Raw genomic sequence first — 19689 nt, forward strand, 5'->3', positions numbered from 1 at the left:
AATGACCACAAACGCATCACACGCTTCTCCGCTCGCACCTGATTGGTTGGCTGTTCCCGAAGACCTCAACGCCTTGCAGTCGCCCATGTGGGCGGCCGGGGTTGAGAAGAACGACGCCGGCGAGGTCACCATTGACGGAGCGTCCGTCAGCGAGCTCAAGGAACAGTATGGAACTCCGCTGTTCGTCATGAGTGAATCGGACTTCCGGTCCCGCGCTCGGGCGTTCAAAGACGCGTTTGATTCCGCCTTCGCGGACATTTGCGGGGGAGTGGACGTCTACTACGCCGGGAAGTCGTTCCTGTGCACTGCAGTGGCCAGCTGGGTTTCCGAGGAAGGCCTTCGCTTGGACACCTGTTCGGGCGGCGAACTGGCTGTTGCCGCCCGTGCGGGAATCGAAGGACCCAATCTTGGCCTGCACGGCAACAACAAGTCCGACGCCGAGATCAAACGCGCGTTGGATATGAAAGTCGGCCGCATCGTGGTGGACAGCCTCGATGAACTGGAGAGGGTTGCCAAGATTGCCTCCAGCCGTGGCGAAACTGCCAAGGTCATGCTCCGGCTGACCCCCGGCGTGCACGCCCACACACATGAGTTCATTGCCACGGCACACGAGGACCAGAAGTTTGGCCTCTCGATGGCAGGGGACACTACCGATGAAGCAGGCTTGTCAGCAGCCGAGGAAGCGGTGGCTGCAGCAACCTCCTACGCAAGCATCGAGCTCTTGGGCCTCCACTGCCACATCGGCTCCCAGATTTTCGAGCCGGACGGCTTTGCCCTTGCAGCGGAGAAGCTACTGGGCTTCCTCGCCTCCATGCAGGCCAAGTACTCCATCGTCATGCCCGAACTGGACTTGGGCGGCGGTTACGGAATCGCCTACACCCCGGTGGATACACCCCGGCCGCCAGCCGAAATCGCGCAGGCGATGGCCGCCGTCGTGCGTTCCAAGTGCGCTGAGCTGGACATCACTCCACCTCGTATTTCGATTGAACCCGGACGCGCAATCGTGGGCAGCACCACGTTCACGCTTTATGAAGTTGGCACGCTGAAGACCGTCCGTGTTGATGTCACTGAGGGGGAACAAGGAGACAACAACGTTACGTATCCCCGCCGCTATGTGTCGGTGGACGGCGGGATGAGCGACAACGCGCGCCCGGTGCTTTACGACGCGGATTATTCGGCAATTTTGGCTTCCCGGGACTCTTCGGCGGCTCCTCAGCTGTCCCGCGTAGTGGGCAAACATTGCGAGAGCGGCGACATAGTTGTTAGAGATGTATATCTGCCCGCGGACGTGGCAGCCGGTGATTTGCTCGCAGTACCGGGTACCGGCGCCTACTGCTGGGCCCTCTCCAGCAACTACAACTACCTGGCCAGGCCTGGCGTTGTCGCTGTACGCGACGGAGCCGCCCGGCTGATTGTCCGCGGGGAAACCGAAGAAGATCTCTTGAACCGCGACATGGGAGTGGCGAATGTCTGAAGTGCAAACCCTGAAGGTGGCCCTGCTGGGCTGTGGCAACGTTGGGGCCCAGGTTGCGCGGATTCTGATTGACGACGCCGAGGCCCTCGCTGCCCGCAGCGGAGCCCGCTTGGAACTTGCCGGCATCGCCGTGCGCAATATCGACTCCCCGCGCAACGTCGAACTGCCGCGCGAACTATTCACCACGGATGCCGATACCTTGGTGAAGGATGCGGACCTCGTCATTGAACTCATGGGCGGCATCGAGCCTGCCCGTTCGCTGATCCTGACGGCCATCCAGAACGGGGCATGCGTTGTCACCGGGAACAAGGCACTGCTCGCACAGGACGGCCCCACACTCTACGAAGAGGCAGACAAGGCCGGCGTCCAGCTGTCCTACGAGGCCGCCGTCGCCGGTGCGATCCCCATCCTGCGCCCTATCCGCGACAGCCTGTCCGGCGACCGCATCACCCGCGTCCTGGGCATCGTCAACGGCACCACCAACTTCATCCTTGACCAGATGGACACCACAGGTGCGCAGTTCTCCGACGCCCTGGCGGAAGCCCAGCGCCTTGGGTATGCCGAAGCCGACCCCACAGCCGATGTCGAAGGTCATGACGCCGCAGCGAAGGCAGCGATCCTTGCATCCTTGTCCTTCCACACGCGCTTCTCGCTGGATGATGTCTACTGCGAGGGCATCACCAAGGTCAGCGCTGCGGACATCGCCTCCGCCAAGGAAGCCGGCTTTGTCATCAAGTTGCTCGCGATCGCCGAGAAGATCGAATCATCGGACAACGGCAGCGGCATTTCTGTGCGCGTTCACCCCACACTCCTGCCGCGCGAACACCCGCTGGCTGCTGTTCGTGGTGCCTTCAACGCCGTTTTCATTGAAGCGGAAAACGCAGGCGAACTAATGTTCTATGGCCAAGGTGCGGGTGGGACGCCCACCGCATCCGCCGTGCTGGGTGACCTCGTATCTGCCGCCCGGCGTTTGGTCCTGGGCGGCCCCGGCCGAACGGAAACCACCACTGGCCACGTTCCGGCGCTGGCCATCGATGCGTCCACCACCAGCTACTACATCGGCCTGGACGTCGCTGACCAAGCCGGCGTGCTGGCCAGGATCGCGCACATCTTTGCGGAAAACGGGGTTTCCATCGAAATCATGCGTCAAACGATCCACCGCGACTCCGCCTCGAACGTTGAGTCGGCCGAGCTGAAGATCGTGACGCACCGTGCATCCGAAGCTGCACTCGCGGCAACCGTCGAGGCCGTGAAGGGCCTGGACGTCATCAATTCTGTAACATCCGTACTCCGGGTAGAAGGGGTCTAAGTGGCTCACCAATGGCGCGGAGTAATCCGCGAATACGCTGATCGTTTGCCTGTAACGGAAGCCACCAAGGTCATCACCCTGGGCGAGGGCGGCACGCCCCTGGTCCATGCGCAGAAGCTTTCAGAGCTGACCGGCTCCGAGGTTTACCTTAAGGTCGAAGGCATGAACCCCACGGGTTCGTTCAAGGACCGCGGCATGACAATGGCCATGACAGCCGCTGTGGAGGCCGGTGCCAAGGCTGTGGTTTGCGCCTCTACCGGCAACACTTCCGCCTCAGCTGCTGCGTACGCCACAGCCGCCGGCCTCAAGTGCGCGGTGCTGGTGCCCGAGGGCAAGATCTCCATGGGCAAGCTGAGCCAGGCTATCGCCCACGGTGCCACCCTGCTCCAGGTTGATGGTAACTTCGACAACTGCCTGGACATCGCTCGAAAGCTCGGCGAGGCTTACCCGGTGTTCCTGGTGAACTCAGTCAACCCGGCGCGCATCCAGGGCCAGAAGACCGGTGCCTTCGAAGTTGTGGACACACTGGGCGATGCCCCCGACATCCACGTCCTTCCAGTGGGCAACGCTGGCAACATCAGCGCCTACTGGAAGGGTTATAAGGAGTATTCCGCGCCGTTTGAGACGCCTAACGGAACACTCCCGGCTGTTTCCACCAAGACACCCGTCATGTGGGGCTTCCAAGCTGCAGGTGCAGCGCCGTTCGTTGCAGGGCACCCCATTACCGAGCCCGACACGATCGCTACTGCCATCCGCATCGGCAACCCGGCCTCATGGGAGACCGCAGTTGCGGCCCGTGACGAATCGGGCGGATTGATTGAAGCTGTCACCGACGACGAGATCCTCGCCGCCCACCGCTGGCTTTCAGCGAAGGAAGGCGTCTTCGTTGAACCGGGTTCCGCTGCAGGTGTCGCGGGATTGATCAAGAAGCACGCTGCAGGCGAGGTCCCGACCGGCAAAACCATCGTCATCACGGTCACCGGACACGGGCTCAAGGACCCGCAGTGGGCCCTCCGCACTGAGGACGGCAGCGATGTCCAGCCCGTCAAGGTGCCGAACGATGTCGTCACTGTTGCCGCGGAACTGGGACTGGAAGAAAACTAAGAGTGGAATCAACGCAGCCCACCGCGACCGATCGTGCACTCGTCGCGGCAGGTCAGCGGCTGACCGTCAAGGTCCCCGGTACGAGTGCCAACCTGGGGCCCGGTTACGACAGCCTCGGCTTGGCCCTGTCGATTTACGACACCTTGACGGTGGAAACCCTCAGTACCGGAGAGCTCGAGTTCGAGCTCTCCGGTGAGGGCGCTGACTCCCTCCCACGTGACGCCAGCCATCTGGTTGTCCGCGCAATTGACCTTGCGCTGAATCGGCTTGGATTCCGGCACTCAGGTCTGAAGATCATTGCGGACAACGTCAATCCACATGGCCGGGGACTGGGGTCTTCAGCCTCGGCTGTGGTTGCTGCCGTAACTGCCGCCAACGCATTGGTCCCCGCTGAATTCCGGCAAGATCGCGATTGGATTCTGCAGTTGACCAGCGAGATGGAAGGCCACCCGGACAACGTCGCACCCGCCATTTTCGGCGGACTGGCGCTGTCGTGGCAGGACAGCGAGCAGTACAGCACCACACGCGCTGACGTCGTACGGTCGGTTATCCCCGTGGTGGCGGTCCCGGACTACGAACTGTCAACGGAGACTGCTCGCGGATTGCTCCCGGCATCCGTTGGACATCACGCGGCAGCGATGAACTCCGGACGTGCAGCCTTGCTGATTCACGCACTCACTGCGGATCCCACGTTGCTGCTGCCTGCCACGGAAGACTATCTACACCAGAGCTATCGCGCTCAGGCAATGCGTCCCAGTGCCGACCTCATCGCTGCTCTTCGGTCTGCGGGACATGCAGCGGTTGTCTCCGGCGCGGGCCCCACCGTGATGGTGCTGGCAAATGGCGCTGAGGAAGCTGCCACTATCGCCGGATTCATCGGCACATTCACGGCGGACAACACACCCGACGTCGGTTGGCGCGTGATGACGCTGGCTGTGGACGATCAAGGTGCTAGAGTGGAAGTGCACCGCCGGTAAAGCCGCGGGCAGTTCCCTGATTTTGGATCTCGGTGTTTTGCCGTACCTTTCGTCAACTGTGCCAACGTTGGTGGTGTCGTCTCTTTCCGGCCTGTCTCAGGTGCCGCAGAAATCTCTCTGTTTTCCTGAACCTACGCCGGCTGTCCGGGCAACTGGATCCAGTGATGACGATCAGTATCCGGCCCTGTTGGCCACAATCCATCAGGCACGGCCCAAATCACCGGCTGCAGATCTGAACTGCAGCCCAGAACAAATCATCGCGTCCAGCTCTCGCTCTGGACGCCGTCGAGGGGGAAGGATCCTTCGTGACAGAAACCACTGAGCTGGCTTCAGCTGTGGACACAACATCTTCTGCTGCTGATTCGTCAACTGCAGCAACCACCAAGAGCAGCGGCCTCGCAGGCCTTAAGCTCGCCCAGCTTCAGGCTCTCGCGAGCCAACTGGGCATTTCCGGGGGATCCCGCATGCGCAAGGGGGATTTGGTCACAGCCATCTCGGCCCACCGTGCCGGCACCTCCACTACCAAGGCCCCTGCCAAGGCCAGTACGGCAAAAGCATCTGCGGCCAAGGAAGCCCGGGCTGCAGAGCCGAAGGCCGCTCCTGAAAGCAGCGCACCTGCTGATGCAGCTGTCGAGGCACCAGCTCAGGAAACACCCCGCGGCCGCGGTCGTGGCCGCAGCCGTCGGGCTACCAGTGACGGAGTAGTAGCAGCCGCTGAAGCTGCTGCTGCGCCTGCTGAGACCGCAGCCGCACCGGTTGTCGAGGCGCCGGCAGCTGTCGAGACCGGCGATGCCGCTACTGAGCGTCGCCAGCCGCGTACCCGTAATCGCCGCCGCGGCGAAGCTGCCGCGGCTCCTGCCGAAGCAGCAGAAGCGCCAGCAGCCGAGCAGCGCACGGAACAGCGTGAGCAGCGTGCTGACCGCACGGAACAGCGTGAGCAGCGTGAACAGTCTGACTCGGGCGACCAGCAGCGCGAACGCCGCGAAAACACCCGCGGACGCCGTGAAGACAACAACGACGGCGACGACACCGGCAATCGCCGCAATCGCCGCAACCGTCGTGACCGCAACGACCAGAACGACCGGAGCGACCGCCGTGGCGGGCAGGACAGCCGTGATGGAAACACCCGCAGCGACCGCTTCCGCGACCGCAACGAGCGCCGCCGTGGCCGCGCGCAGGGACCGGACGTTGACGACGTCGAGGTCACCGAGGACGACGTCCTTCTTCCTGTAGCCGGCATCCTTGACGTTCTGGAGAACTACGCGTTCATCCGGACCTCCGGATACCTCCCGGGTGCAAACGACGTCTACGTTTCCCTGGCACAGGTCAAGAAGTACAACCTCCGCAAGGGCGACGCCGTCGTTGGCGCCATCCGTGCACCGCGCGACGGTGAGGACCGCAGCCAGCAGTCTGCCCGCCAGAAGTTCAACGCGCTCGTCCGCGTCACCTCCGTCAACGGCAAGACGCCGGAAGAACTCAAGGACCGCGTCGAGTTCGCCAAGCTCGTACCGCTGTACCCGTCCGAGCGCCTGCGCCTCGAGACGGATCCTAAAAAGATCGGTCCGCGCGTCATCGACCTCGTGGCCCCGATCGGCAAGGGCCAGCGTGGCCTGATCGTCTCCCCGCCGAAGGCGGGCAAGACGCTCATCCTGCAGTCCATAGCGAACGCAATCACCACCAACAACCCTGAGGTTCACCTCATGATGGTGCTGGTTGACGAACGTCCCGAAGAAGTAACGGACATGCAGCGCACCGTCAAGGGTGAGGTCATCGCCTCCACCTTCGACCGTCCCGCAGACGACCACACCACGGTTGCCGAGCTCTCCATTGAACGTGCCAAGCGCCTCGTGGAAATGGGCATGGACGTGGTGGTCCTCCTGGACTCCATGACCCGCTTGGGCCGCGCCTACAACCTGGCAGCACCGGCCTCAGGCCGCATCCTGTCCGGTGGTGTGGACTCTGCAGCGCTGTACCCGCCCAAGCGCTTCTTCGGTGCAGCCCGCAACATCGAAAACGGCGGCTCACTCACCATCCTTGCAACCGCGCTCGTTGAGACCGGCTCCAAGATGGACGAAGTCATCTTCGAAGAGTTCAAGGGCACCGGCAACATGGAGCTCCGCCTGTCCCGGCAGTTGGCAGACAAGCGCATCTTCCCGGCAGTGGACGTCAACGCGTCCGGCACGCGTCGCGAAGAGAACCTGCTCTCGCCTGAAGAAGTCAAGATCATGTGGAAGCTGCGCCGCGTCCTTTCCGGCCTGGAGCAGCAGCAGAGCCTTGAGCTGCTGACCAACAAGATCCGGGAGACGCAGAGCAACGTCGAGTTCCTCATGCAGGTTCAGAAGACGACGCTTGGAGCGAAGTCGGACAACGACAAATAGCGTTACGTGGGGTGGGGCCGTCGAGTAATTTTGCCGGCCCCGCCCCTTCGCGTTGCTGCTGACATACTGCGTAAGTCAGCAGCAACGCTGCGACAGGCCCGATGCCACTCCCGGGCCGGCAAAATTACCCGACGGCGGACTCGTCACCTTTGCGTCCGGCCGTCACCTCCCCGGGGCGGGAATTCGTGCGGCCTACGGAATCGTTGGCGCAAATTAGACTTGGATACGAGTCGAAAGAGGTTTGAAAATGTTTGAGTCCGTACAGGGATTGCTGGATGAGCATGCTGCTATTCAGGCACAGTTGAGTGATCCTGCCGTTTATGCCGACCAGTCTGCTGCCAGGAAGTTGGGGCGTCGGTCTGCTCAGCTTCAGGGCATTGTGGAGGCGTACAACAAATGGCGCGGGCTCAATGATGATTTGGAAGCTGCCAAGGAGATGGCAGACGAGGATCCCGAATTCGCTGCAGAGGTTGTGCAGCTGGAGGAGCAGATTCCTGCGGCACAGGAGCGGCTGCGCCGTTTGTTGATCCCTCGTGATCCGGACGATGCCCGCAACGTGATCCTTGAAGTCAAGGGCGGCGAAGGTGGCGACGAAGCTGCATTGTTCGCTGGCGATCTTCTGCGGATGTACATGCGTTACGCCGAGTCGCGTGGGTGGAAGACTGAAATGATCTCCGCAACCGAATCCGATCTTGGCGGCTACAAAGACGTTGCCGTGGCCATCAAGGGCAATTCGAACGACCCCGCACAGGGCGTTTTTGCCCGTCTGAAGTTTGAAGGCGGCGTGCACCGCGTCCAGCGGGTCCCCGTGACCGAGTCGCAAGGCCGCATTCACACATCGGCTGCCGGTGTGCTGGTGCTTCCCGAAGTTGATGAGCCCGAAGAACTTGAGATCAACCAGAACGACCTCAAGATCGATGTTTACCGCTCATCCGGTCCCGGTGGCCAGTCGGTGAACACCACCGACTCCGCGGTTCGCATTACCCACTTGCCTACGGGCATCGTTGTGGCCATGCAGAACGAAAAGTCGCAGCTGCAGAACCGTGAAGCCGGTATGCGCGTTCTGCGCGCGCGCCTTCTGGCCCACCAGCAGGAACAGATCGACGCTGCCAACTCCGAACAGCGCAAGTCGCAGATCCGCACCATGGACCGTTCGGAGCGCATCCGCACGTACAACTTCCCTGAAAACCGTATTGCGGACCACCGCACCGGCTACAAGGCCTACAACCTCGATGCCGTCATGAACGGCGATCTTGAACCCGTGATCCAGTCAGCCATTGAAGCTGACGAGCAGGCGCGCCTGGACGCCATCGGCGAATAGCGCTGCCGGACAACAACCACAGCAGAGTTCATCCATGACGTTTTACCAAGGCCAGAGCCTCGCGGACGCTGTTCGCGAGGCTGCTGCCGTCTTATCCGACGCCGGTGTGCCCAGCCCACGTGTCGACGCCGAGTTACTTGCTGAACACCTGCTCGGTGTTGGCCTTGGCCGCCTGCGTGCCATGTTGCTCGGCGACGCTCCCGCTCCCGACGGCTACCGGGAGTTGGTGGAGGAACGCGCTGGACGGGTCCCCCTGCAGCACATCACCGGCGTCGCCTATTTCCGTCACTTGGTGTTGCGCGTCGGTCCTGGCGTCTTCATTCCGCGTCCTGAAACGGAATCGGTAGTTCAATTGGTCATTGATCACCTCGCTGGAATGCCGAAACCCAAGGTGGTGGACCTCGGAACAGGATCCGGTGCAATTGCCGGTTCCATCGCCCAAGAGGTTCCGGGCGCTGAGGTCCATGCGGTGGAATACAGTACGTTTGCCCATGCTTGGGCCGCCAGGAACCTCGAACCGCTGGGCGTCGTGCTCATTGAAGGCGATCTTCGGGATGCCCTCCCGGAGCACAACGGAACTTTCGACGCCGTCGTATCCAACCCGCCGTACATCCCGGCCGAAGCGATTCCCACAGAGCCGGAAGTAGCCCTCCACGATCCGCCGGAGGCACTGTACGGTGGGGGAGCGGACGGCATGGAACTTCCGACGGCGGCAGCGGCCTCAGCGGCCCGTCTGCTCAAACCGGGTGGTTACTTCGTGATGGAACATGCCGAAGTCCAAGCCGGATGGATCGCCGGTATGTTGCAACGAACCGGACGTTGGAAAGACGTGACCACGCACTGTGACCTGAACGGCAAGGAACGTGCCACCAGCGCTTTCCTGGCAAGCCCGTCTCCCGATGAGTGAAAGAATAGCGCTGTGACCACAACCTATAACTGCACTTCCGATGACCAGCGGACTGAAGGCCTTCAGCATGCCCAGCGCGCCATCAGCGAAAAGAAGTGCATCGTGATGCCAACGGACACCGTCTACGGCATTGCAGCTGATGCCTTTTCGCCTTTGGCCGTCACCATGTTGCTGGCCTCCAAGGGGCGCAGCCGGCAGATGCCCCCTCCGGTCCTGATACCCAGGGTTAATGCCCTGGATGGGCTGGCCGCCGATATCCCGGCCGATGCCCGGGCGCTGGCACAGGCCTTCTGGCCGGGTGGGCTGACATTGATCCTGCATGCGCAGCCGTCCTTGGACTGGGACCTCGGCGAAACCAAGGGAACCGTCGCCCTCAGGATGCCCGATGACCAGATTGCCTTGGAACTCCTGGGGCTCACAGGTCCGTTGGCGGTTTCCTCCGCCAACCGGACGGGCCAGGAAGCAGCACAGACGGCTTCCGAAGCGCGACTCCAACTGGCGGAGTCCGTAGAGGTCTACCTCGAGGGCGGTTTCCGTCCCGTCAAGGGGACTGCTGCCCTGCCCTCCACTATTGTTGATGCCACTTCCACCCCGTTCCGGGTAGTGCGCCAAGGAGCCATCGAGCTGGAGCGACTCCGCGAGATCGTTCCTTCGATCCTGGGCATTGGTGAAACCATTCCTGCGGAGGCGCCTGGTGTGGAGGACGCCATGGCAACACCGGGTGATGCGCCGATCGAAGTAACGGAAGCGTCCGCCGTCGTGGATTCAACTCAAGAGTCAGTGAAGCCAGAGGCCCCAAGCGAAGCCAAGCCCGAATGATTCCGGAGCGCCAACGCGTCCCCGTCCTTGACGTCGACGCCACTCCGATGCGCGTCAATGAGCTGATTGAAGCAATGGGCGGGCTGATCTCTGCCGGAACAACCGCCACCGCGCTTGGACATAATCTTCACAGCATCACGCTGCTCCATTCGCGCCCGGATGTGCGTTCTTTGTACGAGGACAGCTCGATCGTCCTCCTGGATGGTGCTCCCGTTGCGATGCTTTGGGGACTCGCCCACAAGCGTCAACTCCAGGCGCTGGGTGAGGGAACCATGGCCTACCGGCTGGGTTCCATGGATTGGATCCCGGAGCTGGGCAAGGTTAACGGCCTGAAACGTGTGGCCGTAGTCGGCGCCGGACGGGCCGCTAATACCAAGGCAGTCGCCCGGCTGCGCTCCATCATTCCCGGTGCAACGGTGGATGGAATGCCTGGTGAGGGATGGGACAGCAACCTTGAGGACGCGGTGGTGAACTGGCTGACCGATTTCCGTCCGCAACTGGTCCTGCTCGGACTTGGGATGCCGCTGCAGGAAACAGTCCTTCACCGTAGGCTCGCGCAGTTGCCGCCTGCCCTTTATTGCGCCGTCGGCGGTGCCATTGAACAAGTCGCGGGCATCCAAAGACTGGCGCCGCGTTGGCTCGGGCGCTTGGGGCTCGAATGGGCCTGGCGGCTGGTCCTTCATCCCGGCCGTGTGGCCTACAGGGTTTTCCTTGAACCTTGGAAGCTGGCGGGCCTGCTGATTCGGCGCCGTTTCCAACCATCCAAGACCAAAGGCAAGTAAATGACGTCCCACCCTGTCGTGGTCGCTGTTGTAGTGACCTATAACCGGCGTGAACTCCTCCAGACGACCCTGGAGGGCATTGTTGCAGGTACCCGGGTACCGGACGCCGTGGTCATCGTTGACAACGCCTCCACAGACGGAACCACAGAGTTCCTCCAGCAGTACCAAAGCCCGGTGACCCTTGATGTGGTCACGTTGAACACGAATGTGGGCGGTGCCGGTGGCTTCGTCGTTGGTATGGAACGGGCCGTACTGGACCACGCTGCGGACCACGTCTGGATCATGGACGACGACACGGAACCGCAACCGAATGCCCTTCATGAAGCATTGGACGCCGCTGAGTCCTACCAACAGGAAACGGGCGAGGCTCCGGCCTTCATCGCAAGCCGTGTTGTGTGGACTGATGGCCGTGACCACCCGATGAACCGTATGCGGCCGCGAATGGGTGCGAGCGAGGAAGAGCGCAGCGTTGCTGCCCGACTGGGTGCCACCCAGATCCGGAGTGCTTCCTTCGTTTCGGTGCTGATACGTGCTGAAGAAATCAAGCAGCATGGCCTGCCGATTGCGGACTACTTCATCTGGAACGATGACCTTGAATATACCGCGAGGATTTCCCGCCGCGGGATCGCCCTGACTACCAACGCATCGGTGGCCAACCACCACACGAAGGTCTTTGGTGATGCGGGAGCGGATCCCGGCCCGCGCTTCTACTATGAAGTGCGTAACAAGCTCTGGGTTTACACCCGATCGAACGCCCTGGCACCGTGGGAAAAGATCCTGTTTACCGGCGCTTCGCTGCGCAACTGGACCCGCACAATTGCCGCTTCTCCAAATCGCAAAGTGCTTCTGGCGGGGCTTGTGAAGGGCCTGCGCCACAGCCTGAAAGCTCCGCGCCCCAACGCGCAGGTGCTCGAAGGGATCTACGAATTGCGTAACGTCCAAGAGCCCGTCCGGTAGCAGCAACGCGGCTTGAGCCTCAGCTAAACACGCTGGGGCTTGGCGGCTGCATCACGAGGTGGTCACGGCCCTTGGCATTAGTATCGTGACTAGAGTCCACAGTAATCCCGCAACATTCGGCACAGCCGGTGCAGGCATGGCGACGGAGTAGTTCCATTTATCCAAAGACAGAATTCCACACCTTGAGCTGCCCACAACCAGACGGCAATCAAACCCGTCGGCTGCATTCGATGATCCATTCTTTCGGTGTGGTGTGCAGGCCGCTGTTCGGGGCCGCGTCATGATCATGTACATGCTGATGGCCCTTACGGCGGCCGTGGTGTCCTACGCCGGGACGTGGGGTGCACGGGTCGTGGGAAACAAGCTGCGCTTGTACCAACCCATCAGAAGCCGCGACATGCATTCGGCCCTGATCTCCAAACTCGGAGGACTGGGCATCTTTGTGGGCTTCTTCGCTGCGTTGGTGGTTGCGAGCAACTCCTTCTTCGTCAAGGACATCTTCAGGCACAACGATGCGCCTTGGGGGATTCTCGCTGGTGCCGTCGTGATTGTCGCGGTGGGGGTCGCGGACGACATCCTGGACATTCGTTGGTGGATCAAGCTCCTGGGCCAGGCCGCAGCCGCCTTCATCGTGGCTATCTGGGGTGTGCGGATGTCTGTGGTGCCCTTTATTCCCGAACCGATTTTCCTTGAGTCCGAAGTCGTGCAGATTTTGCTCACCGCCGGGCTCATTGTCACCACCATGAATGCCGTCAACTTTATCGACGGACTGGACGGCCTGGCTGCCGGGGTAGCCATCATTGGCGGGGGAGCGTTCTTCCTCACCGCCTATTGGGTGCACAGGAACAATCCATCCACTGACAACTCTGACCTCGCAACACTCTTGATGGCCATCCTCGTGGGGAGCTGCATCGGTTTCCTGCCACACAACTGGTTTCCGGCAAAGATCTTCATGGGCGACTCCGGAGCCATGCTTATTGGTTTGCTGATGGCTTCAGCCGGCGTCGTTGCCACGGGGCAGATCGGCTCCGGTCTCTACGACCGTGCCAACGGTATCCCCACCATCGTTCCCATCTTGCTGCCCTTCGCGGTGCTGTCCCTTCCCCTTCTTGATTTGGGGATGGCCGTTGTCCGCAGGACAGCCAGGGGCCAATCGCCTTGGTCGGCAGACCGCGGGCACCTCCACCACAAGCTGGTGGACCTCGGATACTCGCACCGCAGCGCCGTCGTCATGCTTTACGTGTGGACGTGCATTCTTGCCTTCGGCGGCGTCGCCTTTGCCGTGTTCCCCTGGCAAATTGTGCTCATCGTGGTCATAGCCGCAGCGCTCGTCATGGCCGCGGTGACGGCATGGCCTTACTTCACCCGGAACTCCACGCGTCCGGGGGAGTAGTTGTGACGGCCGGTTATGGTCACAGTTCTATCTCATGTAGAATTCTTTCTGCGGACAGTCACTCGCCCGTAACCCCACTTTGAGAATATGGCACCTGTGCCACGAGGATTGGTATCCCCATGACATCCAACGCCGAAACCGGACGCCCGTCCGGTAAACGTGGTGTTGGAGTTTCCGGTGAGACAACCAATCTCTGGCTCCGGTTGCTTTCTCTCAGCGTCCTTGCTGCACTTGCAGCCACCGCCGTTACGTGCGTCATCGCGGCCCTCGTGGCCGACGGGCAGAGCGCACTATCGGCTGCTCTCGGTGCCATGCTGGTGATGCTCTTCTTTGGCATCAGTCTCCTGATTGGCCATTTCGTTGGCCGGAACAATCCTTCCGGCGCGATCGGACTCTTTGTTGCGACTTACTTCATCAAAGTCATCGGATTCGCCGTAGTGCTGTTTGTACTTGGTAAGCCGGACTGGCTCCAAGGCCGGTGGTTCCTCATTGGGGCGGTTGTCTCAGTCGTCTTCTGGCAGGCCGCGGAGATCTACGCTTTCAGCAAGGCCCGTCTCCAGATCTACAACGATCCCGCAGAACCGAAGGGTGGCCCGGATGTCTCCGCGTAAGCGTTATTCACGCCCGGTTGCCAATGCCCGGCAAGCTGCCAACCGCAATGAATCAGCCGAAGCCGGAAACGACGGCGGATACAACGCCGGCATCGCTGTCTTCAGCTACATCATTGGCGGGATCATTGTCTGGAGTTTGATAGGCTGGGGTCTGGATAATCTGTGGGGGACCCGCTGGATTGTGCTCCTTGGCGCTCTGCTGGGAGCCGCAGGAGGGTTCTATCTTTCCCATATGCACGGCCTCACCAGGCAAAGCTCCAATTCTTCTGGCGAGAGCAACGCAGACAGCGGTCCGTCCACGGACGGGGACAGTAATGCCAAATAATTTCACATGGATTGTGAATGCGTCCAACGCGTTCGGATTCCAACCAATGCCCAATGATGGACACAGCAGAGAGGAAACGCGTTGATCGCGCTTGCGCTCCCCGCCCAGGATTCGGGGTCATTCACCCCACCCGGAATCGACGAAATGCACCTGCCGGCAATCCTGCCTTGGGGTGCACACGACGGATTCTCCAAGCAGATGCTGCTGGTGATCCTTTCGGTCGTCATTATCGCTACATTCTTCATCCTCGCTGCTCGTAAGCAGCAGCTGGTTCCCGGCAAGCTGCAATTCGCAGGCGAGATGGCCTACGGCTTCGTCCGCAACAGCATCGCCAAGGACATCATCGGCGGCAAGGACTTCATCAAGTACGTCCCGCTGTTGTTCAGCCTGTTCTTCTTTATCTTGGTGAACAACATCTACGGCGCAATCCCGGTGATCCAGCTCCCGAGCTTCTCGCACGTTGGCGGCGCCTACGTGCTGGCCGGCATCGTGTACTTCACGTGGATCATCATCGGTATCAAGAAGAACGGCCTGAAGTACTTCAAGCTCGCGACCGTTCCCTCCGGTGTTCCTTGGTACATCCTCCCGATCGTCGTACCGATCGAGATCATCTCCAACTTCCTGGTCCGCCCGGTCACGCACAGCCTCCGTCTGTTCGCAACAATGCTGGCCGGTCACTTGATCGTCATGCTCGCCGGTTCCGGTATCGAGTACCTGGTGATGCAGGAGAACGTCCTCTTGAAGGGCACCTCGGTCCTGGTACTGGTCGGGGCAATCGCCATGTACATGCTCGAAGCATTGATCATGGCACTGCAGGCTTACGTGTTCACTCTGTTGACCGCGATCTACATCGAAGGCGCGCTGCACGCCGACAGCCACTAGGCTCCCAAACTTCCCCTTGTGGGGATTGAAGTAAACCAAACAACCTGCCACATGGGTGGCATCTTGAAAGGAAAAAAATGGAAGGCAATCTCAACCTCGTAGGTTACGGTCTGTCCGCAATCGGCGGTGGTATCGGTGTGGGTCTCGTGTTCGCGGCTTACATCAACGGTGTTGCTCGTCAGCCGGAAGCTCAGCGTGTGCTGCAGCCGATCGCGTTCCTTGGTCTGGCACTGACCGAAGCTCTCGCCATCCTCGGTCTCGTCTTCGCGTTCGTTCTCTAGTCTTCGGATTCAGAACAAGCGAATTCCGCAACCGAGTAGATAGGACGGGTGAAATATGAATCAGCTGATCATCTCAGCCGCCACTGAAGGCGAAGAGGCCGCTAACCCTCTCGTTCCCAATGTTTGGGAAATGGGCGTCGTCCTCGTCGGCTTTGCGGTCCTCCTGTACATCGTGATCAAGTTCATTGTTCCGATGTTCGAGAAGACCTTCGCAGAGCGCGCCGAAGCAATTGAAGGTGGCATTGCAAAGGCCGAAGCGGCACAGGCAGAAGCTTCTGCTGCTCTCGAAGAGTACAAGCAGCAGCTCACTGATGCCCGTGCCGAAGCCAACCGAATCCGTGAAGAAGCACGCGCCGAAGGCGCCCAGATCCTCGCGGACCTGAAGGCAAAGGCTGCAGCGGAGTCTGCACGCATCACTGAGCAGGCACACGCTGCCATCGAGTCGGAGCGCCAGGCAGCTGTTGTCTCGCTTCGTTCCGAGGTTGGCACTTTGGCCACCACGCTGGCCGGCCGCATCGTTGGGGAAGCACTCACCGACGACCAGCGCGCCGCACGTGTTGTGGACCGCTTCCTTGCAGATCTGGAGACCCAGAGCGCAGGTGCAGCTAAATAATGGCAGGTATATCGAGCGAATCGCTGACCACAGCGCTGGCGCAGCTGGAAGCCAAGCTTCCCTTCGCCTCGCTGCAGTTGGCTAAGGACCTCTTCGGAATCCTGGGAACGGTGGACAGCTCGGCTGGCTTGCGCCGCGCCCTGACTGACCCGTCCCGTTCCGGTGACGAGAAGTCGGCGCTGGTCAAGCAGCTGGTTGGCGGAAAAGTCTCCGCTGATGCTGCTGAGATTGCAGGCGGATTGGCCAGCTCGCGCTGGGCATCGGCCCGCGATATCGGCGATGCACTCGAGACGCTTGCCGCCACGGTTGTCATTGCCGTAGCTGAAAACAAGTCGGCCGTTTCTGCCTCCGGTATCACGGGGCTGGAAGAGCTGGAAAACGATCTGTTTGCCTTCAACCAGGCCGTCGCCTCCAGCCACGAAGTACAACGTGCTCTGTCCGAACCGCAGGCATCTCCTGCGGCGAAGATTGCACTGGCCGAGAAACTTGTTCCTGGCAGCAGCGAGGAAGCAAAGGTTCTCATCCGCCAGGCAGTTACGCAGCCACGCGGTGTCAAGCCGAGCAAGCTCGTCGAGTCATTCGCCAAGCTTGCAGCCAAGCGCCAGCAGCGCTGGATTGCAACTGTCAGCGTTACCCGTCCGTTGACGGAAACGCAGGCCAGCCGTCTGCAGGCCGGGCTTGATGCCCTGTACGGCCGCGAACTGAAGGTCAACGTCAATGTTGACCCTGCACTGATCGGTGGAATACGGGTCCAGGTGGGTGACGAAGTGCTCGACGCTTCGGTCATCGCCCGTCTGTCCGAACTCCGTCGCCAGCTCGCTGGCTAGCGAAGACAAAGCACAACTTAACTGATATAAAACCCGGTCATCGTGAGCAACGATGATCACGAAAACAGGAGAGCAGGGACTGCAGATGGCCGAATTGACCATCAACGCCGACGACGTCCGTAATGCGTTGAACGAGTTCGCGGCGTCCTACGAACCCGGTAACGCAGAGCGCGTAGAGGTTGGTCGTGTGACCACCGCAAGTGACGGCATCGCCCGTGTTGAGGGTCTTCCCTCGGTCATGGCGAACGAGCTGCTTCGCTTCGAAGATGGCACGCTGGGCCTTGCCCAGAACCTTGACGTCCGCGAGATCGGTGTCATTATCCTCGGTGACTTCACCGGTATTGAAGAAGGCCAGGAAGTTCACCGTACCGGTGAGATCCTGTCCGTTCCGGTGGGCGATGCCTTCCTGGGTCGCGTTGTCGACCCCCTTGGCCAGCCCATCGACGACCTCGGCGAGATCAAGGCCGAAGCCACCCGTGCACTGGAACTCCAGGCTCCGGGCGTTACCGAACGCAAGTCGGTTCACGAACCGATGCAGACCGGCCTCAAGGCTATCGACGCCATGATTCCGATCGGCCGTGGCCAGCGTCAGCTGATCATTGGTGACCGCCAGACCGGCAAGACTGCCATCGCCGTGGACACCATCATCAACCAGAAGGCCAACTGGGCTTCGGGAGATGTCACCAAGCAGGTACGTTGCGTCTACGTGGGTGTTGGCCAGAAGGCTTCCACCATCGCAGCCGTCCGTCAGACCCTCGAGGATCACGGCGCTCTGGAGTACACCACCATCGTGGCGTCCCCGGCATCTGACCCCGCTGGCTTCAAGTACTTGGCACCTTACGCAGGTTCGGCCATCGGCCAGCACTGGATGTATGGCGGCAAGCACGTTCTGGTGATCTTCGATGACCTGTCCAAGCAGGCCGAAGCCTACCGCGCCGTGTCCCTGCTGCTGCGCCGTCCGCCGGGACGTGAAGCATACCCGGGTGACGTTTTCTACTTGCACTCCCGCCTGCTGGAGCGTTGTGCCAAGCTCTCCGACGAGCTCGGTGCCGGCTCGATGACGGGTCTTCCGATCGTCGAGACAAAGGCGAACGACGTCTCTGCCTACATCCCGACCAACGTGATCTCCATTACCGATGGCCAGATCTTCCTTCAGTCGGATCTCTTCAACGCCAACCAGCGCCCCGCTGTTGACGTTGGCGTGTCCGTCTCCCGCGTTGGTGGTGCTGCACAGGTCAAGTCCATGAAGAAGGTCTCCGGTACTTTGAAGCTCGACCTGGCCCAGTACCGCGACATGCAGGCATTCGCCATGTTTGCCTCTGATCTGGATGCCGCTTCCCGTCAGCAGCTGACCCGTGGTGCACGCCTGATGGAACTGCTGAAGCAGGGCCAGTACTCACCGTTCCCGGTCGAGAACCAGGTTGTTTCGATCTGGGCCGGCACCAACGGTTACCTGGACGATGTTCCGGTTGAAGACATCAGCCGCTTCGAGTCCGAGTTCCTGGAGCACCTCAAGCACCAGTCCTCCATCCTGACCACGCTGGCGCAGACCAACGTCCTGGATGACGACACCGCTGCAGCACTGAAGGAAGCAATTGTTTCCTTCAAGAAGGGCTTCTTCGGCGAAGGCGACAACCACCTGGTTGGCGCCGGCCATGAAGAGCACGCAGCGATCTCCGGCGGCGACGTCGACCAGGAAAAGATCGTCAAGCAGAAGCGCTAGTTCCGATTACCTGTCCTGCCGGGGTCCGAAAGGGCCCCGGCAGGACAGCACATCGGGAACATAGGAAAGGATAAGTATGGGAGCCCAGATTCGGGTCTACCGTCAGAAGATCAGCTCGACGACGTCGATGCGCAAGATCTTCAAGGCGATGGAACTGATCGCTACCTCGCGCATCGGTAAGGCCCGCGCCCGCGTAGCAGCTTCACTGCCTTACGCGAACGCGATTACCCGCGCCGTTTCTGCTGTCGCAACTCAGAGCGAAATCGACCACCCGCTGACCACCGAGCCGGAGCAGATCCGCCGCGCCGCAGTCCTGATCATTACATCGGACCGCGGCCTTGCAGGATCCTACTCCGCTAGCGTGCTCAAGCAGGCTGAAGGTCTCACAGAGCTTCTTCACGCAGAAGGCAAGGAAGTCAAGGCGTACCTGGTTGGCCGCAAGGCGCAGGCGTACTTCGATTTCCGCAACCGGTCCTACGCCCGCGTATGGACTGGTGGCACGGACGCACCGGAATTCGAAACCGCGCAGGAAGTCGGAGCCGCACTTCTTGAAGACTTCTCCACTGACTTCGAAGAGGGCGGCGTGGACGAGATCCACGTTGTCTACACCCGCTTCAAGTCCATGGTGACGCAGGAGCCGACGGTTATCCGTTTGCTCCCGTTGGAGGTCGTCGAAGAGGAAGCAGCCTCGGAATCCGAGCTGTTGCCGTTGTACGAGTTTGAGCCGGAAACAGAGCAGGTGCTTGACGCACTGCTGCCGCGTTACATCGAGTCCCGCATCTTCGCAGCCATGCTGCAGGCCGCAGCTTCCGAGCTCGCAGCCCGCCAGCGCGCTATGAAGTCGGCCGGTGACAACGCTACCGACTTGATCAAGAAGTACACGCGCCTTCGCAACACGGCCCGCCAGGCCGAGATTACGCAGGAGCTTTCCGAAATCGTGGCCGGCGCAGACGCCCTCGCGTCCTAGCCTCCAACGGATTCGGCTAAAAGCCGCACCTGCACCAAA

General features: G+C 61.0%; 19 protein-coding genes. All 19 read left to right on the forward strand.

Annotated features, from left to right (window positions below; genetic code table 11):
* Window position 1 precedes the first annotated feature (1 nt).
* The 19 genes from lysA (at window position 2) to A477_RS0114770 (ending at window position 19650) form a co-directional block, all read left to right on the forward strand.
* Window positions 2–1474 carry a diaminopimelate decarboxylase gene (gene lysA, locus A477_RS0114680; protein ID WP_017199718.1) on the forward strand — a complete coding sequence of 491 codons (1473 nt, stop codon included), beginning with the start codon at window positions 2–4 and terminating at the stop codon, window positions 1472–1474.
* A complete protein-coding gene (locus tag A477_RS0114685) occupies window positions 1467–2783 on the forward strand; it encodes a homoserine dehydrogenase (RefSeq protein ID WP_017199719.1) in 1317 nt (438 codons plus the stop codon). The genes lysA and A477_RS0114685 overlap by 8 nt, the downstream gene beginning before the upstream one ends.
* Window positions 2784–3887 carry a threonine synthase gene (gene thrC, locus A477_RS0114690; protein WP_017199720.1) on the forward strand — a complete coding sequence of 368 codons (1104 nt, stop codon included), beginning with the start codon at window positions 2784–2786 and terminating at the stop codon, window positions 3885–3887.
* Window positions 3888–3889: 2 nt separating this feature from the next.
* Window positions 3890–4864: a homoserine kinase gene (gene thrB, locus A477_RS0114695; protein WP_017199721.1), complete on the forward strand. Its 975-nt coding sequence runs from the start codon at window positions 3890–3892 to the stop codon at window positions 4862–4864.
* Window positions 4865–5169: 305 nt separating this feature from the next.
* Window positions 5170–7242, forward strand: coding sequence for a transcription termination factor Rho (gene rho, locus A477_RS0114700; protein ID WP_017199722.1), 2073 nt, complete (start codon window positions 5170–5172; stop codon window positions 7240–7242).
* A gap of 247 nt (window positions 7243–7489) precedes the next feature.
* Complete coding sequence (gene prfA / locus A477_RS0114705) at window positions 7490–8563, forward strand: peptide chain release factor 1 (protein ID WP_014922181.1); 1074 nt, start codon at window positions 7490–7492, stop codon at window positions 8561–8563.
* Window positions 8564–8597: 34 nt separating this feature from the next.
* Entirely contained in the window at window positions 8598–9470 is an 873-nt protein-coding gene (gene prmC, locus A477_RS0114710; RefSeq protein WP_017199723.1) for a peptide chain release factor N(5)-glutamine methyltransferase, read from the forward strand.
* A 12-nt stretch (window positions 9471–9482) separates the two neighbouring features.
* On the forward strand, window positions 9483–10289 hold the full coding sequence (locus A477_RS0114715) for an L-threonylcarbamoyladenylate synthase (protein WP_017199724.1): 807 nt from the start codon (window positions 9483–9485) through the stop codon (window positions 10287–10289).
* Entirely contained in the window at window positions 10286–11071 is a 786-nt protein-coding gene (locus A477_RS0114720; RefSeq protein WP_017199725.1) for a WecB/TagA/CpsF family glycosyltransferase, read from the forward strand. The genes A477_RS0114715 and A477_RS0114720 overlap by 4 nt, the downstream gene beginning before the upstream one ends.
* A complete protein-coding gene (locus tag A477_RS0114725) occupies window positions 11072–12028 on the forward strand; it encodes a glycosyltransferase (protein WP_017199726.1) in 957 nt (318 codons plus the stop codon).
* A 280-nt stretch (window positions 12029–12308) separates the two neighbouring features.
* Window positions 12309–13421, forward strand: a complete 1113-nt coding sequence (locus A477_RS0114730; protein WP_026005654.1) for an MraY family glycosyltransferase — start codon at window positions 12309–12311, stop codon at window positions 13419–13421.
* A 119-nt stretch (window positions 13422–13540) separates the two neighbouring features.
* Window positions 13541–14032 (forward strand): Cg1360 family ATP-synthase-associated protein, encoded by a 492-nt coding sequence (locus A477_RS0114735; protein WP_017199727.1) that lies wholly within the window; start codon window positions 13541–13543, stop codon window positions 14030–14032.
* Complete coding sequence (locus tag A477_RS0114740) at window positions 14019–14357, forward strand: hypothetical protein (RefSeq protein WP_017199728.1); 339 nt, start codon at window positions 14019–14021, stop codon at window positions 14355–14357. Before A477_RS0114735 ends, A477_RS0114740 begins: the two co-directional genes overlap by 14 nt.
* An 81-nt stretch (window positions 14358–14438) precedes the next feature.
* Window positions 14439–15239 (forward strand): F0F1 ATP synthase subunit A, encoded by an 801-nt coding sequence (atpB, locus tag A477_RS0114745; protein ID WP_017199729.1) that lies wholly within the window; start codon window positions 14439–14441, stop codon window positions 15237–15239.
* Between the two features lie 77 nt (window positions 15240–15316).
* The gene (atpE, locus tag A477_RS0114750) at window positions 15317–15520 is read left to right on the forward strand and encodes an ATP synthase F0 subunit C (RefSeq protein WP_009356484.1); all 204 of its coding nucleotides are present in this window, start codon (window positions 15317–15319) and stop codon (window positions 15518–15520) included.
* A 55-nt stretch (window positions 15521–15575) separates the two neighbouring features.
* Window positions 15576–16133, forward strand: a complete 558-nt coding sequence (locus A477_RS0114755) for a F0F1 ATP synthase subunit B (protein WP_017199730.1) — start codon at window positions 15576–15578, stop codon at window positions 16131–16133.
* Window positions 16133–16960, forward strand: coding sequence for a F0F1 ATP synthase subunit delta (locus A477_RS0114760; protein WP_017199731.1), 828 nt, complete (start codon window positions 16133–16135; stop codon window positions 16958–16960). Before A477_RS0114755 ends, A477_RS0114760 begins: the two co-directional genes overlap by 1 nt.
* Before the next feature lie 85 nt (window positions 16961–17045).
* Entirely contained in the window at window positions 17046–18683 is a 1638-nt protein-coding gene (gene atpA, locus A477_RS0114765) for a F0F1 ATP synthase subunit alpha (protein ID WP_026005655.1), read from the forward strand.
* Between the two features lie 76 nt (window positions 18684–18759).
* The gene (locus tag A477_RS0114770; protein WP_011775258.1) at window positions 18760–19650 is read left to right on the forward strand and encodes a F0F1 ATP synthase subunit gamma; all 891 of its coding nucleotides are present in this window, start codon (window positions 18760–18762) and stop codon (window positions 19648–19650) included.
* Window positions 19651–19689 lie beyond the last annotated feature (39 nt).

It is taken from the genome of Arthrobacter sp. M2012083, assembly GCF_000281065.1.
Taxonomy (GTDB): domain Bacteria; phylum Actinomycetota; class Actinomycetes; order Actinomycetales; family Micrococcaceae; genus Arthrobacter.